This window comes from Sphingomonas lutea, assembly GCF_014396785.1.
GTDB lineage: Bacteria > Pseudomonadota > Alphaproteobacteria > Sphingomonadales > Sphingomonadaceae > Sphingomicrobium > Sphingomicrobium luteum.
Genome location: NZ_CP060718.1, coordinates 551,275 through 565,292 on the forward strand (window position 1 = coordinate 551,275; position 14,018 = coordinate 565,292).

General features: G+C 59.4%; 14 protein-coding genes and 1 pseudogene. 3 read left to right on the top strand and 12 right to left on the bottom strand.

Annotated features, from left to right (window positions below):
* Positions 1-62 precede the first annotated feature (62 nt).
* Together H9L13_RS02890 and H9L13_RS13015 are read right to left on the bottom strand one after the other, a co-directional pair.
* Positions 63-590 carry a PEPxxWA-CTERM sorting domain-containing protein gene (locus H9L13_RS02890; protein WP_187538871.1) on the bottom strand — a complete coding sequence of 176 codons (528 nt, stop codon included), beginning with the start codon at positions 588-590 and terminating at the stop codon, positions 63-65.
* 59 nt (positions 591-649) lie between these two features.
* Positions 650-754, bottom strand: a pseudogene (locus H9L13_RS13015) (PEPxxWA-CTERM sorting domain-containing protein); the annotation flags it as partial.
* A 755-nt stretch (positions 755-1,509) separates the two neighbouring features.
* Between H9L13_RS13015 and H9L13_RS02900 the strand changes: the two are divergent.
* Positions 1,510-2,106 carry a GGDEF domain-containing protein gene (locus H9L13_RS02900; protein WP_187538875.1) on the top strand — a complete coding sequence of 199 codons (597 nt, stop codon included), beginning with the start codon at positions 1,510-1,512 and terminating at the stop codon, positions 2,104-2,106.
* A 292-nt stretch (positions 2,107-2,398) separates the two neighbouring features.
* Here the strand turns inward: H9L13_RS02900 and H9L13_RS02905 are convergent, their stop codons facing one another.
* From H9L13_RS02905 to H9L13_RS02925, 6 genes are all read right to left on the bottom strand, one after another.
* Positions 2,399-3,559: a hypothetical protein gene (locus H9L13_RS02905; protein WP_187538877.1), complete on the bottom strand. Its 1,161-nt coding sequence runs from the start codon at positions 3,557-3,559 to the stop codon at positions 2,399-2,401.
* Positions 3,560-3,808: 249 nt separating this feature from the next.
* Entirely contained in the window at positions 3,809-4,255 is a 447-nt protein-coding gene (locus tag H9L13_RS02910; protein ID WP_187538879.1) for a hypothetical protein, read from the bottom strand.
* Between the two features lie 84 nt (positions 4,256-4,339).
* Positions 4,340-4,510, bottom strand: coding sequence for a hypothetical protein (locus tag H9L13_RS12945; protein WP_342354486.1), 171 nt, complete (start codon positions 4,508-4,510; stop codon positions 4,340-4,342).
* Entirely contained in the window at positions 4,507-5,547 is a 1,041-nt protein-coding gene (locus H9L13_RS12950) for an autotransporter outer membrane beta-barrel domain-containing protein (RefSeq protein ID WP_342354487.1), read from the bottom strand. Before H9L13_RS12950 ends, H9L13_RS12945 begins: the two co-directional genes overlap by 4 nt.
* Before the next feature lie 260 nt (positions 5,548-5,807).
* On the bottom strand, positions 5,808-7,808 hold the full coding sequence (locus tag H9L13_RS02920; protein WP_187538881.1) for a trypsin-like serine protease: 2,001 nt from the start codon (positions 7,806-7,808) through the stop codon (positions 5,808-5,810).
* A gap of 352 nt (positions 7,809-8,160) precedes the next feature.
* Positions 8,161-8,526 carry an ATP-binding protein gene (locus tag H9L13_RS02925; protein WP_187538883.1) on the bottom strand — a complete coding sequence of 122 codons (366 nt, stop codon included), beginning with the start codon at positions 8,524-8,526 and terminating at the stop codon, positions 8,161-8,163.
* Positions 8,527-8,630: 104 nt separating this feature from the next.
* Here H9L13_RS02925 and H9L13_RS02930 point away from each other — a divergent pair, with 104 nt between their 5' ends.
* Positions 8,631-9,068, top strand: coding sequence for a FecR family protein (locus H9L13_RS02930; protein ID WP_187538885.1), 438 nt, complete (start codon positions 8,631-8,633; stop codon positions 9,066-9,068).
* Positions 9,069-9,232: 164 nt separating this feature from the next.
* Positions 9,233-9,652: an OmpA family protein gene (locus H9L13_RS02935; protein WP_223176473.1), complete on the top strand. Its 420-nt coding sequence runs from the start codon at positions 9,233-9,235 to the stop codon at positions 9,650-9,652.
* Here the strand turns inward: H9L13_RS02935 and H9L13_RS02940 are convergent.
* From H9L13_RS02940 to H9L13_RS02955, 4 genes are all read right to left on the bottom strand, one after another.
* A complete protein-coding gene (locus tag H9L13_RS02940; RefSeq protein ID WP_187538889.1) occupies positions 9,649-11,715 on the bottom strand; it encodes a CHASE2 domain-containing protein in 2,067 nt (688 codons plus the stop codon). The genes H9L13_RS02935 and H9L13_RS02940 overlap by 4 nt on opposite strands.
* Positions 11,690-12,457, bottom strand: coding sequence for an MBL fold metallo-hydrolase (locus H9L13_RS02945; protein ID WP_244954822.1), 768 nt, complete (start codon positions 12,455-12,457; stop codon positions 11,690-11,692). Before H9L13_RS02945 ends, H9L13_RS02940 begins: the two co-directional genes overlap by 26 nt.
* A 217-nt stretch (positions 12,458-12,674) precedes the next feature.
* Positions 12,675-13,022 carry an STAS domain-containing protein gene (locus H9L13_RS02950; RefSeq protein ID WP_187538891.1) on the bottom strand — a complete coding sequence of 116 codons (348 nt, stop codon included), beginning with the start codon at positions 13,020-13,022 and terminating at the stop codon, positions 12,675-12,677.
* Between the two features lie 560 nt (positions 13,023-13,582).
* Positions 13,583-13,993, bottom strand: a complete 411-nt coding sequence (locus H9L13_RS02955; RefSeq protein WP_187538893.1) for a DUF3597 domain-containing protein — start codon at positions 13,991-13,993, stop codon at positions 13,583-13,585.
* Positions 13,994-14,018: the final 25 nt, after the last annotated feature.

The following is a 14,018-nucleotide window of genomic DNA, read 5'->3' on the forward strand; positions in this document are numbered from 1 at the left end:
AGCAGATTGCCCGCCGCCGCGAATATGGCCGACAAACTTCATCAGTAATGCGGTCGCGCGTTCTAAACGGTAACGCGAGTGCCGAGTAGGCGGCGTCGACGCATGCGGTACCCGACGGCGCCAAAACCCAGCAGCATCATGGCCCACGTCGAGGGTTCGGGGACGCCAGGTACCGCGTCGAGATTTGAGATTGTAAGGGTGTACTGACCGGGGCCATTGAACTGCGTCAACAGGAACGTTCCCAGTTTGAAAGTCGGTGACGTATTCAAACCTGTAAAGAGCTGAGGTCCATCGGTGATAAGGGTATAGGTGCTATTATTGTAGTTCTTGAACCCCAATCCCCCGCCAATGGTCGAGGTGTAGAAGTAGATGTCCTTAAGTGTTGCCCCGCTTGCGTAGCTGCCCGCCACGTTGTCCAGCCAGAAAACATCGTCATCACCTGAAAACGATCCGACGGGCGATGGGCTCGATTGCAGCTGGAAGCTGGCACTCTGACTACCACTGAGGTTGAAAAGGTAAGTGGCCGCCGCTGCAGGCGACGCGGCGACCGCCGAGCACATTGCTACGGCAATAAACAAAGATCGATACATCTACTCACCCCCCAATTATCGCGACCTCGGCATGGACATCACCGAGCAAGAAAGTCTCGTTAGGCCCCGGCGAGGATATGAACCCTCCGCCGCCGGCGAATACGGTAGCCAATCGCGCCAAACCCTAAGAGCATCATTGCCCAGGTGGCGGGCTCAGGTACGGAGCCAATCCTCAGATTGTCCAAACCGGTGCCATTCGCGTTTGGCGAAATGGTAACAGAGAGGGCGTTGGCGAAAAACATTGAATAGCTCGTCTGCAGACAGGTCGGCGTACAATTCTGGCCAAACGTTTGCGAGGCAAGCAGCGTGCCTGTGCCGTTGGCTCCTGACCACACGTTGACAACGTTTCCTACGCCAAAAAAGAAGGCGTCAAACGCAATGCTCGTGAATGCCGTATCCGCGGTGAACATCAGCGGCGAATTCAACATATAGGCAATCGACGAGGTGATGCCGAAGGTAGGCTGCGTGTATTGCGACGTGCTGTCAAAATTCGCGTTGGTGAATCTGATTCCGTAATCAACGCCCTGAGGCGCCGCCCGAGTCAGTGCCGCCGTTATAGAACTGATCAATCGCGATCGCAGTGGTTCCGGGAGGAGCGCTCTCACTGCTGCCTTCGAAGTTCAACAGGACTGCGGCGTTCGCAGCACTTGTCATTAATGAAGCAACTGCAGCAACGATTAGCTTCGATGGAATAGACATCTGTACGCCCCGAGGATTTCGGACTTCGGCCTCAACCGACACTAGTCCGAGTCGACCTCACGGTACGGTAAACAGAAAGTAAATCAAGTCGCTGGAGTCAGCCATCCCCCAAATGAAGTCCGCACCGGTAGACAGCGGAGCGGAATTCGCTAGCTAAGGCCGAGTGCCAACACTTTGGCGGTTTGGCCTAGTCTCCTCACGGCTATGTTGCTGGTTTGAAATGAGTGACAAACATCCCGCAAAGGACGCGGTCGGCGACCCGTCCGAGCTTCTTGCCGAGATCGAGCGGCTACGCTGTCAGCTGGCTCAATACGAGAGGCGCTTTGTCGAACTTGATCGGCTGGCCAATCGCGACCCGCTGGTAGATTTGCCTAATCGTCGCAGCTGTCTTGCCAGCCTCGCTCGGCTCATTGCCCGTGTTGACGCGTACGGAATTCAGGCAGCAATGATTTTAGCCGACGTCGACGGCCTGAAAGCGATCAACGACAAGTTTGGACACAATGCAGGGGACACCGCAATCAAGCAAATATCCCGATTGCTTGTCGCAAGCGTCCGAAAGCACGATTGTGTAGCCCGCTTGGCCGGCGATGAGTTCGCTATCCTCCTTGAGCACACGGATGAACTGCAGGCCTGGCTCTTGGCGCTGCGAATTGTCGAGACTGTAGACGAGCATCCCTTCCACATTGGTAAGGCCAATGTGCCACTCAGCGTTGCTGTCGGCGTCACCCTAATCTGCCCGCGTGATCACCCCGAAGCGGTGATTGAACGCGCTGATAGAGAAATGTACCGAATCAAGGCCATACGCCCTCGTAAATGAACGGAGCGAGGCGCCGCCGCACAAGAAGATATCGTCAACGCCGTTGTCGATGACCTCTCCAATCTGCATTTCAGACTGAGGTTTAGGGCACGGCTTTACCTGCACTTATGGCGCGCTTGCTGCCCCCGATTGGCTGAATTCGCGATTAGCAGTTTCCCGACCCTGGCCGACCTCGTCGACACCCGGGATCGTGATCGGAAGGGTGCTCTGCTCGGCGATTACGAGCGCCATCTGCGCTGGATGATGCGTAAATCAAGCTGCGGACTGCACGAATCCTGTCGACGCCTTGACGTCACATCTTTGGACCTTCGGCGGCACTATAAGTGCCGATACTTCTCAGTGATGCTGGTGAACCATTTGCCACATCGCGCTTGAAGCTCTGCAGGGCGCCGAGCTTCAAGGCTGATGTGTGGTGACTCAAATAGAACCGCTCAAGCATGGGCACGCTAGTTCCCGCGGCACGCGCCAAGGTAAGGAGATCGAGGTTTTCGCCTTTGAGAAGGCGTAGCATCAGCGACGTGTGGCGCAGCGAGTAGAGAGTTCGCGTTCTCCCATACCGATCGAGGCCCAATCCGGTTTCCCTAAGTAGTCGTCTGAACAGGTGCCACATCTTATCCTGCGCCGTCTGGCGGTTCGAATAGCGGTTAAGCAGGAGGAAATCGTCGGGTTGGCAGCCACTCCGCGCCACGATTCTGTCGTAGATCTTCACGGCAGAAGGCATCGACGCCACCGCTCGCGCTCCCGTTTTGCTGCGTTCAAGAGCAATGAGCAGGTGAGGCGTGGGACCGATTCGATCCACAGTGACATGCCGATGTCGCAGATACTTCCACTCGCCTGGACGGAGGAAGCAGTTCACGAGGAGCGCAACGAGGTCGCCCAGCTCATGCCAATCGGCTGCATTTTCGATGCGGCCCACGCGCTCGTCTATCTGGGCCAAGCTATGAGCAGTGCTGCACAATCGACGATATTCGATAGCCGAAAACCAGCCGCGCGGTGCGTCCTTAGCCTTGATACGCGGCAAGGGAGGAAGCGTAGTGATCAACCGTCTTTCAACCGCGAGGCGGAGGATGCCGGAGACTGCTGAAAGATGTCTTCGCAACGTAAACGGTGAAAGCTTTCCCCGTGTGCTGCGGGCCTCTGCAAACTCGAGATATTCGCGGATATCTCCGGTTGAGATCTCGTGGATCAGGCGCCCTTCGAAAAACCGAACAGGCCCATTATTCGACCCGATGAGGTTGCGGATGTTGCGCCATTCTCGATCGGACAGATCGCCGCGTTTGGCCTCCAGAAAATCGCGCGCAAGTTCGTCGAAACGCGCATGACGCGCGGGGCCTGGCGATCTCTGGTTCAGCGGGAGACCGGCTCTCTCGTTGGTGTAACGAATGCGGGGATAATTTGGCAGGTACCTTGAGATCGGGTCTCTGACGTCCAACGTGTAAGTCTCGGGGTCCAATTCTCCCTCCTTATCAGTATTCGAAGAATGCATCGTGGCGGTTGATATGCAGACTGAAGATTTCCGATCACTAGTCATGCCGTTTGACAAGAGACTCGAGGGCCAAGTTTTGCGAAGCGATTGCTCGTTATTTGAGTATTCTCAAGTCAATCCGATGTCCGTTTGGCGTGGCCGCTCGGTGCGTCTCTACCAAGGTCCTTGTTCGGCTTCGCCCAGGGGGATGGGTTTTGGCATCTGCGCCGACCTTTTTTAGAACTCGCGACGCCCCAGTTTTCGTAGAGGTCTGGAGCTCCCGCGAGCGTCGATCGGCTTCAGTCCTGCCGCTTTCATCAGTTCGTACCAACGTACCCGAGCAAGGCCGAAATATCTTTGCTCCGCCAGCGTGCGTCGACCTTCCGGGTCTCGCTCATTCGATAGATTAAACTGCCTCTTGTTGAGGATGGTTTCGCCATACTCTTGAAGCTGTGCCTGTGAGCAGCCCGCGTAAGCTGGGAGGTCCCGAAGCAATTCCGCAAGGTGAAGAATGTAAAAGTCGCGCTGGAGTTTTTTGAGTACGCCGCGCCTGACGACCTCGTCGTCATTCATAAGCTGTCTGTCCGCGGCACGAATCGCTTCAACGATCTCCTCATGGAGCCGCTTACTCGTGCGGACTGCTAGCAAGTAATTTTCGATTAGCTCGGAGATTTGGTTTTTCACGGCCATCACATTTACATTCGAGTGCCAGAAACAAGAAAGGCCGGGCGTTTCCGCCCGGCCTTTCCTGTTGGTTGGTCGAGGTGGTTAGAAGCGCAGCTTCATCTCCACCGCGCCGCGCTGGTCGGCGAGCGGGGCGTCGCCGGCAGTGGCTTGGCCGCTAAGGCCAAGGCTGAACTTGCCGCGGGTCATCTCGACCCCGCCCTTCATCTCCATCCAGCCCGAACCGCCGCCCGTCAGCGGCAGCGCGAACGTCATGTCCCGCGCCGCCGCGAACGCGACCTGCAACCCGGCATCCGCACCCGACAGCAACCGCACATAGTCGGCCTGCAGGCTCGGACGAACCGACCACGTGCCGATGCTCGTCGCACCGTCGAGCTTGGCGCCGAAGCGGCTCTCGATCCGGTTGACCTTGAGCGTGTCGAGCGACAGCGCCGTCTCACCCCCGCCTCGCGGAACCCGCCCAGCGCATAGTGGCTGAAGCCAAGCTGCGCGCGTGGGTTGAGGTACAGGCCAGAGCCGATCGCCTTGCGCACGCCGGCCTCGAGATTGGCCATGTACCGCGCCGAACTGGTCGCACCCGACAGGCGGAACATCGAGGTGGTATCGGTGGTCATCCGGTTGGCATCGCTGACCGAGCGCTCGGCCGCGACGGTGCCGCCGACGTATGCCGACTTGCCAACCGGCAAGCTGGCATAAGCCGCGGCCTGCGTGACCTTGGTGCTCGACTCGTCCTGGCCGATCATTGCCCGCGTCTCGGCATAGCCGACCGCGGTCCCGATCATCGCATCGCCGAACGGCGCTTCGATACCCGAAGCGAAGTAACGGCTGTACTGGCCCGCGCCGGCACGGTCGTTGTCGCCATAGGTCGAGCCGATCGTGTCGCCGCCCATCGAGACGAAGCCCGACAGACCGTTCGGCGCCGCTACGGTGACGCTGTTGCCCTCGGTCAGCCCAAGCTGTGCCGACGCCGACATGCCTTCACGACTCTGCGCCAGCGCCGACGCACCGCCGGTGAAGCTGATGCCCGACGCACGGCCCGTGCCCATCAACGACAGACGATCGCTGACATTGCCAAGGAAGCGCGCGCTCTGCCGATCCTGCATCGAGCGCGTCTCCTGGACCATGTTCACCGGCGACAGCGCCGCAAACGTGGCCGACAGCTGGCCACCGTTCATCCAGTCGACGTTGCCGTACAGGTTGAACAGCTTGTCGTAATAGCCGTTACGAAGCGTATCCAACGCCGCCGCAAACGCCAGCTCGGTGGCATTTCCGCCATCGAGAACTTCGACCAAGGCACCCGCACGAAGCGTCGCCGTTACAGTGTTTGCCGTGTAACTCAGCTCCGGCCGTAGGACACCCTGGAAAGTATATACCTTTCCAAACTTCCCGATTACGCCCCCATCCGCATTGGCAATGACGTACTTATCGCCATGCCGAGGCGCGGGCGCGTCCGTGACTTTATTGAAAACAATCGACGCACCGTCGGTCGGCGTGGACGACAGCGAGAGGCTTCCAGTGACGATAAGCTTGTCCGCCTTGCCGCGTTCAGCGTCTATGTGCAGCGACGAGGCAGAAGCCATGATGAGATTGCCGTCAATCTGGAACGTACCGATCTTGTCTCCGCCCCAGGCGCCACATGGCCGCCGACGACTGTCATGAAGTCGGACTTGATTGTGCCTGTGCCGGACACGAGACCGGTCTTCACAATTGCGTCACCGCCCACGTTGAGCTTCCCGTCGACTTGGGTCCAGCCGCCGTCCTGCTCGTAATCGGCCCAAATGTTGAGCGTTCCGGGTGCGGTGATCTTCAGCTTCCCGGCGCCTGCCACCGTCAGTTTGTCGATGGTCGCCGACTGGCTAAGTGTCGTTGTGCCAGCACGGTGAAGTCTCACGTCATAGTAACGCGCCTTGATTGTTGAGCCCGGCGTGGCACTGTTGATCGGCTCTACGTTGTTGGGCACAAAGTTGACCGATCCGGGGCCCCCGGCCGTCACAACCGGCGTACCATTACCCGTCGGCGTGGCAGGCCCGTCGAATGTATTGCAATCCTCGCCAAGGAAGCAAACCGTGCCGAAGCGGTCAACCGCGCCGTCGGCACCACCCTGCGCTGTGTCAGGAAGGCCCGTTAGCAACTCGCCGTTCGATCCGATGATTGCGTAGTTCGGGTCCATGTCCTGGACCCAATGGCCCTGATTGAACCAGTCGCCGTTGCCGGCCTTGGCAGATGCATACACGTATGGATTGTTCTGAACGATATCTTCCCAGAACTGAAACAGCGGCGGATAGACGCTGAACGAACCGTACGTCGCAATCCCGCCGTTGAACGACCAGCTCCCGGTCAACACGCCGACAATGACCGGACGATCCCAACGTTCGTCGACAATCAGCGGACCACCGGAGTCGCCGCCAGCTGTCGTTCCTTCGTTGGCCAGAGCCGTGCCGCCCAAGCCGTTGAAGTCGTAATAGCCGTTGTTTCGAGGCGGATTCGGTCCGGGCTGGACGTTCGCGAAAAAGTTGGCCGGCAGATTCTCGGGATCGAAATCGGGATCATCGAAATCCATCCAATAGATTGGGTGCGTGAGCGCGCCAAACTGCGCTGCGCCGCCGCCAATAGCATCGGACATTCCCCAATCCGCGGACGACATGAGCGCGTCGATCATATTCTCTGCGGAACGACGGCGGTAATCGATGCCGGCCAGGTTCCCGATTCCGGAAAGACCCACGCCAGCTCCACCATATCCAGTGATGGTGGCATGCGTCGGGCCATCCAACGGCGAGAACAACAAGGTCCAAGTGGGGATACCCTTGGCGTGCGTATCGAGCGTTACAATGGCGATGTCCTGGTTCGCGAATTCACCCGAACCACCAAGCGCCACCGGCTGTGAGCCCGTGCCGTACCAAACCTGATTGGCGTTATAGATGTGTCGTGAAGCGACAGTTTGAAAATTTGCGTCGCGCCACGTTTCGTAGGCGCCTTTTTGGCCCGCCGGGCATGTGAACGGCAAGCCAGCCGCATTGAAGCAGTTGCGGTTCAGTGATTCGAAACCGAAACTGTAGGGAATGCCCTGCGAGGATAACGGCGCACCACCCGTTCCGAAATTGCCACTGACCCCGCCACCGGTGCCGGTGTTACTGCCATAACGGTGCGCCGGATTATTGTAGACGCAGTGAGCGGCAGTGATCACCGCGCGCGGGTTGATTAACGATCCCGTACATAGGCTTAGGCCGGCCGTTGTCGCGCCGGTTTGGATGAATGCAATCTGCTGACCGATGCCATTGATCGAGCCTGCGGCATCCAAGACTTGCTGAGAGTTGGAATAGATCGAGCCGTTATTGGCTCCGACCGTTCCAGGCAAGACGTTCGCAGGGCCAGTGGGAACCTCATGATTCGTCACTACGTCCAACGTTGCCGTCGGATCGAGCGCTCGCAGCGCCTCGAAAGCTGCCTGGCGGTCCCACTCCTGAGTGTCGGCAGCGAGTGCCGGAGTAGCAACTGCAAAACTCGCCAGGGACGAAGCGGCAAGGAGCGCAACTCGCGCGGACTTATGAATCATGATGGCTGAACCCCTCCAGGTTTGACGGAGGGCTGCTATGACATCCCCCTCGATTCGCTAGCTTATCTGGGAAACGCGTGATGGAAAGCGAATAGTTAATCTTGGAGTAAGATTCTTTTGTCTCGATGTGGGACTACCGCGAATCTTTGGCTCGCCCGAACAATCCGAACCGTCGAAGCAGCAGCACGGTGGAGAGCGTCCGCCCCGAATGCCTGATATCAACAGACAATTGTTAGGGCGGGAATGGTGATTGCCGACACCGTGATCTCCGCCTCCCACCAGCCTTTCGGTGTCGCGCTATGATCCTAGCTTGTTCAGGCGTCGCTTGCGGCGCCTGACTGCTCCGATCGTCTCACCCCATTGCTCTCCGGGGAATGCGCAACGACAGTCGATTTTTCGCTGGCGATGACGTGTACTCAATCTCACTTGCCCAAGCGCGAACGAGCTTGAGGCCCGCCCCGCCGCCGCGAGGAGCGATCTGGTTTTCTCCAGCGTCAGTGCGTGGGTCGAACGGTCGACCCGGATCGGTCAAGACGAGCGAGAACTCACTGCTGGTGACGAATAGCTCCATCGAGACGCGCTCGTCATTCTTTATTCCGCCATGCTCGTAGAGGTTGGTAAGCAATTCCTCGACGGTCACCGCTATGCGCTTGACGTCGTCCGGGTGGGCTCCTGCAGCTGCCGCGAACTCAAAGGCGATTGTCGTGCCATCGTGCACCGCTGTCGCCCCCGACAGCTGAACATGTAATGGAGCTGGAATTGAGTCGCGCGTGGCCACGCCGTGAAGTATGGCACTTATCGAATACGAGTGGGAGACGAGCGATGCTTTCGAGGCCCCTTTTCCTGATTTGTCTATTGGCTTTGTCCTCTTCTCCGGCGGTTGCGGAAATCGGGCGGATCAAGTCGACGATCGGCGACGCGACGATAGAGCGCGGGGCGACGAAGATCGCCGCGGCATCAGGTAAAGAATTATTGCCGGGAGATTGGCTCACTACTGGGAAGGACGGGCGCATGAGCATCTCCTTCATCGACAACACCCGCTTCGCGGTCGGCCCAAACAGCCGCATCGCTCTGAGCAAATTCGAATATGATCGGACATCGCAGAAGGGGTCGTTCGTCACGCAGGTTGAGCGTGGGTCGCTAGCCGTCGTGTCAGGCCGGATCTCCAAATCGGGACGCGATGCGATGCAACTGCGCACGCCCGAGTCTCTGCTCGGCGTCCGCGGCACCCGGTTTATTGTTCAAGTGGCCGCGAAATGAGGTCTCGTGGCCTGCCGATCTGCGCCATCTTCGCCCTCGCCGGCTGTGCGCATTCCTCGATGGTCCTCTTACCGGATGAAGACGGCGGGCATGGGGAAGTAGCGATCCTGAAGCCTGACGGGACTGGCGAAACTTTGGTCAGTCAGCCTAACAGCCGGGCGACCATGAGTGGCGGACGCCCGTCGATCCGACCGCTTGGCAACAAGGGCTTGAAGCCTAACGAGGCGCAGCTGCTGGCCGAGCTTCCCGCGCCAGCAAAAAGCTTCATTCTCTATTTCCTCGAAGGGACCACGGATATCACGCCGGAGTCTGCTCCGATGGTAGAGGAAATTCGGTCGGAGATTGCAAAGCGGCCCGGCGCCGAAGTGCAGGTTACCGGCCATACCGACACGGTCGGAAGCGATTCCGACAATGACGCACTTTCGCAAAAACGAGCCGAAGAGATTTTGAACCTTCTGGCTAGCCGGGGCTTCGACCGCGCCATTATGAGTGCGGTGGGGCGGGGCGAACGCGAGCTGAAGCTGCCGACCGGGGACAATGTGGGCAGCGCGGTCAACCGACGCGTCGAGGTGATCGTTCGTTAGGGCTTGCTAGGCCCCATATAACGGAGTGCCATCACGGTCAGGTCATCCGTCGCCTCGATTCCGCCCTCAAACGTGCGGACAGCGTCGCGAAGTCCTTCGCACATGCGCCCAGCGTTTCCGGCGCAATGAGAGATCTGCTGGATTAATTTAGTTCGCCCATAAAGCGCGCCGCCGGGGTCTTGCGCCTCGGTGATTCCGTCCGTGACAAGGATCAGCATTTCGCCCGGTGCAAGCGACAGGAATTCGACCGGGTAGTCGTAGTCGACCAGACCCAGCGGTGGTCCTCCCTCAAGTTGACGTGTCTCGACTTTGCCACCCGCCGACAATGTCAGCGGATCTTCGTGCCCCGCACAAATCAGCACCACTTTGCCAGTGCCGAGGTCGATGATCCCAATGATCATTGTGACGCTCAGAGCCCCCGCTCCGCCACGCAATAGCTCCGAATTAACGCTTGCGATGGCGCTACTGAGGCCGGCACTTTCTCGGTGGAGAACAAACGAGGTGAGCGCTTTGGACATGGCCATGAAGAGCGCCGCGGGCACCCCTTTCCCGGTCACGTCCCCAATCAGAAACCCAACCCTGTCCTCGTCGAGGCGGATCAGATCGTAGAGGTCCCCGCCGACCGAGCGGGCGGGCTCAAGCAGCGCATCCGCGTCCAGCCGCGGATCAATTGCCGCCAGATCGGAACGCGCCGGGACCATACTCATCTGGATTTCGCGCGCAGCGTTTAGTTCGCCTTCGGTCTTCGCTGCTTCCACCTGCTCCAGGACGAGCGCCGCCCGCAGCCGTTCGCGCTCCCGCCGCGAGTCCGCGAACAGCCCAATGATCACCCCGCCGAGTGCGGCTCCGCCAACCGACAGCGGTCGCGCGGCGTCAAGCATCAGGGCGAGTCGGTCGAACGCCAGCCAACTGGCAAGGGGTACGGCGAAAAGGACTATTGCGAGCACGGTACGTGGCCCTTTCCCGCCCCACGCAGCAAACAGCGCGAGCACCGCCAGGGCTGCAGCCAAGCCCCACTCCGATGCTCCTGCCCACGAAGGTCGCGCCAGCCAGTGTCCGCCCAGGATGGAATCGACCGCTTGGGCCTGCACGACGACACCGAAATTCTCAGCCGCCAGAGGCGTGGCAACGATGTCGGACGTACCCTCGGCGGCGAGGCCGATAATAACGATCTTGTTGCGGAAGAATTCGGGCCCGGTCTTGCCTCCCAAAACCTGTGCAGCGGAGACGATGTTGTCGTTTGGGAATGAGCCGAATCGGAAGTGCATCCGTCCGCGTGCGTCGACGGGAATTTCGCGATCTCCAAGACGGACGCTCTGCGGCGAGACGCGCAAATCCTGTTGATCCGTGCTCAGCCTGGCAAGTTCAAGTGCCAGCCCTGGCATCGGCTTTCCGGCCACGCTCGCGATTAATGGGACGGCCCTAACGACGCCGTCCGGATCTGGCTGCCCATTGACCAGTCCGTGTCCCAGTGCGGCATCTTCCAGCTCCGGGATAGCGGCAATGGCCGCCGGCCATGAGTCGATCCGCTTCGGCAGATTTCCGGTCACCGTCGCGTCGACGGCGAGAGCGTCAGGGTTGCGGATGCCGTCCGACACGCCGGCCCTGGCAATCACCATCGGCGCTTGACCAATGACCCGGCCAAAAAGCTCGTCCATAGAGGGCAGGCCGGTCACTTCGCTCGCGGCCGCCTCGCTGAGTTCGGGATATAGCTTTGCGAACAGTTCTGGCTTCGCCCGATCCGCCTCTGGGAACAATGCGTCAAACGCCATCACCTTCGGTCCGTGGCGGTTGATGTCCTCTGTCAGGCGAGCGAGATAGTAGCGCGACCACGGCCAGGGTCCGACGAGAGAGATGCTTTCGCCATCGATGAGGACAACCCGGACACTATTCGCTGAAACAGCACGCGGCGCGAGACGCTGCCACTCGTCAAAGAGCATACGCCGCGATTGCTCGCCGGTCGCAAGCGACACCAGCACCGCAAGGAGCAGGGCGACAACCCAAGCGACCCACACCGTGCTCCGGCGGGCGACAGAGTTAAAGGGCGATTTCGAGCCCATCATAGGCGCACAGCACCTCGAGCGGCGCCCCAACGCGCGTTAGCTCCTCATACCGAATGCTGTCGTCGTGCATCCGCTGAATCTCGTCGTCGCTGTGGAATGGATCGTGATGGAATAGAGCCAGGCGTTTCGCTCCCGCGAGACGGCAGAGGTCGATCGCGACAATGTTGCTGGAATGGCCCCAATCTTCTTGCGAGGAATTTGTCGCGGCCAGCGAATACATTGTGTCGCAGATCACGAGCTCGGCATCGCGGAAGAAGGCGGCGAAGGCATCTTCCCGATCCATATTGTCGATGCGGTGTTCGCTGTCGGTGCTGTAGACGATTCGGCGATCGACAGAATCGGTAAAACAATAGCCAAAGCTGGCGTGCGGATGGTCCTGCTGCATGGCCGTGACCTTCATGCCATCAACCTCAAACGGTTGACCGGGTATCATCGTTACGAACGAAATCTGGGCCGCCAGGGAATCAAACGGGACGGGGTGCGACACCTCGTCGTGTTGCCGGCGCAGCGCGTTCTCTGCATCGTCGTGGCAGCTATGAATAACAATCGTCGTGGCATCGTCGAATGCCGGTAGAAACGACGGGAAACCCATGATGTGATCCCAGTGCATGTGGGACAGGAAGACATTGAACTTTGCGCGGCGGCCGCGGCGGCAAAGCGCTGCGGCGTCGCGGCCAAAGTGCTGAAGCCCGCTTCCCATGTCGCAGAGGAAGAAGGCATCGTCACCGCACTCGATCTCCACGCAGCTGGTGGCACCCCGAAAGTCGCTGCGGCCGCGAAGTCGAGTTCCCGGTCGATATAGTTCAACGCTTCCTCTTGCGTCGTAAAGATCGTTCCGCTGGCGTGGACGAGCGCGTTGGCGACCTTGATTCGAACGTCGCGCGCAGTCGCCGCGACGGGGAGCGTCCCTCGCGTGCCCCAAAATCGAGTTATCAGCGGATGGCCATGGAGACTTGGGCTCACGTGAGGCTCGCAATGTCGGGCGGAAGCGATTCGTCAACCGGGAAAAGGCGGTTGTAGCGGCTAATCGAGAGTATCTCGCGCATTACTTCGTTGGGCACTGCAAGCCGGACCGAGACGCCGGATGCAATGCCTTCCTGACGGGCGATCGTCAGAGCTCGAAGCCCCCGCGACGACATATAGTCGATTTTTGAGAGGTCGATGATCATCGTCCATAGCGATTGGTTCGCGGCGTTCCGGACGCCATCCACCAGATACGCACTAAATTCGGACCAGCTCGACTCGTCGACGCGCCCGTTAGCGGTTACGATCAAGGCCTCGGTCGACCGGCCGTAAGAAACCTCCACGATCGCCGCACTCCTTTAGCCGACGCGTGGCTTTACTTTGATCGCGCTTGTCGATGCAACGCCGAGCATGTGACCGCGGCCTTCCTCCGTGACGGCGATACGGGGAGACGGTCGCTCGACCGAAGTGGTGGCCGGGGTGAGAGTCAGAACCAATGCTGCCGCCGGCCAGAACGTGCGTCACTATTGCGCTCGTTGAGCTAGCACGAGACTCCAACATGCTGATTTTCACTGGTATGTGGGCGTCGTCGTCAGCGACTCACTGGCGGAACGCGGGGGCTGCGTCGTGAACTGTGATCTCTCATACTTCAGACGAAGAGCGTCAGAAGAACGGACTGCGGCGCTCAATGCTAGGCATCCAAGAGCCAGGCAGATCCACGTCGCCATGTCAGAAACCTACGAGGAGATGGTACGTGCTATTGTCGCCCGGGAGCAGGAAGAGGGCACGAGGTAACGGCAAAAGAATTGAACCTGCCGGCTCGTCTCAATCAGCTTGACGGGGTCCGTGTCTGCAAGGGCGGTAGCGAAAGCAGGGCAGCACCTGGCTGCCCCGCATTGTGCCGCTAGTCGGTAAGGTTTGCCGGGATCTTCCCGCCATGCGCGGCGAGTTGGCGCATCACTTCCTTCTGAAGCCACATGTTCATCTCCGCACTACCGTCCTTTTCGCCCGTATAGCCAAGCTCGGTCGCAAGTTCTTTCCGGTTCTGAAGGCTCGAGTCCATGTCCAGCAGCTTCATCAGATCCACGATTGAAGTGCGCCAGTTGAGGTCAGGATTGCCTTTTGACGCGGCGATCCCTGCGAGCACCTGCTCTACGTTAACCTGGGTATCTGGCTGAGTTGTTGGCGCCGGCGCAATAGTAACATCGCCGCCCCCGACGGGCGATGACGGATTAGACTGCCGCATCCCGGGCTCTTGTACGGGAGCAACTTTCTTGCCGAAGATTGCGTCCTTGATCTTTCCAAAGATACTCATGCTTCTGCTCCTTTCGGGAGTATCG

Bases quoted from the DNA above. Each gene is read 5' to 3' on its own strand.
- H9L13_RS02890 (WP_187538871.1), bottom strand. From the start codon at position 590: ATGTATCGATCTTTGTTTATTGCCGTAGCAATGTGCTCGGCGGTCGCC.
- H9L13_RS02900 (WP_187538875.1), top strand. From the start codon at position 1,510: ATGAGTGACAAACATCCCGCAAAGGACGCGGTCGGCGACCCGTCCGAG.
- H9L13_RS12945 (WP_342354486.1), bottom strand. From the start codon at position 4,510: ATGACGTTCGCGCTGCCGCTGACGGGCGGCGGTTCGGGCTGGATGGAG.
- H9L13_RS02920 (WP_187538881.1), bottom strand. From the start codon at position 7,808: ATGATTCATAAGTCCGCGCGAGTTGCGCTCCTTGCCGCTTCGTCCCTG.
- H9L13_RS02930 (WP_187538885.1), top strand. From the start codon at position 8,631: ATGCTTTCGAGGCCCCTTTTCCTGATTTGTCTATTGGCTTTGTCCTCT.
- H9L13_RS02935 (WP_223176473.1), top strand. From the start codon at position 9,233: ATGAGTGGCGGACGCCCGTCGATCCGACCGCTTGGCAACAAGGGCTTG.
- H9L13_RS02940 (WP_187538889.1), bottom strand. From the start codon at position 11,715: ATGATGGGCTCGAAATCGCCCTTTAACTCTGTCGCCCGCCGGAGCACG.
- H9L13_RS02955 (WP_187538893.1), bottom strand. From the start codon at position 13,993: ATGAGTATCTTTGGAAAGATCAAGGACGCAATCTTCGGCAAGAAAGTT.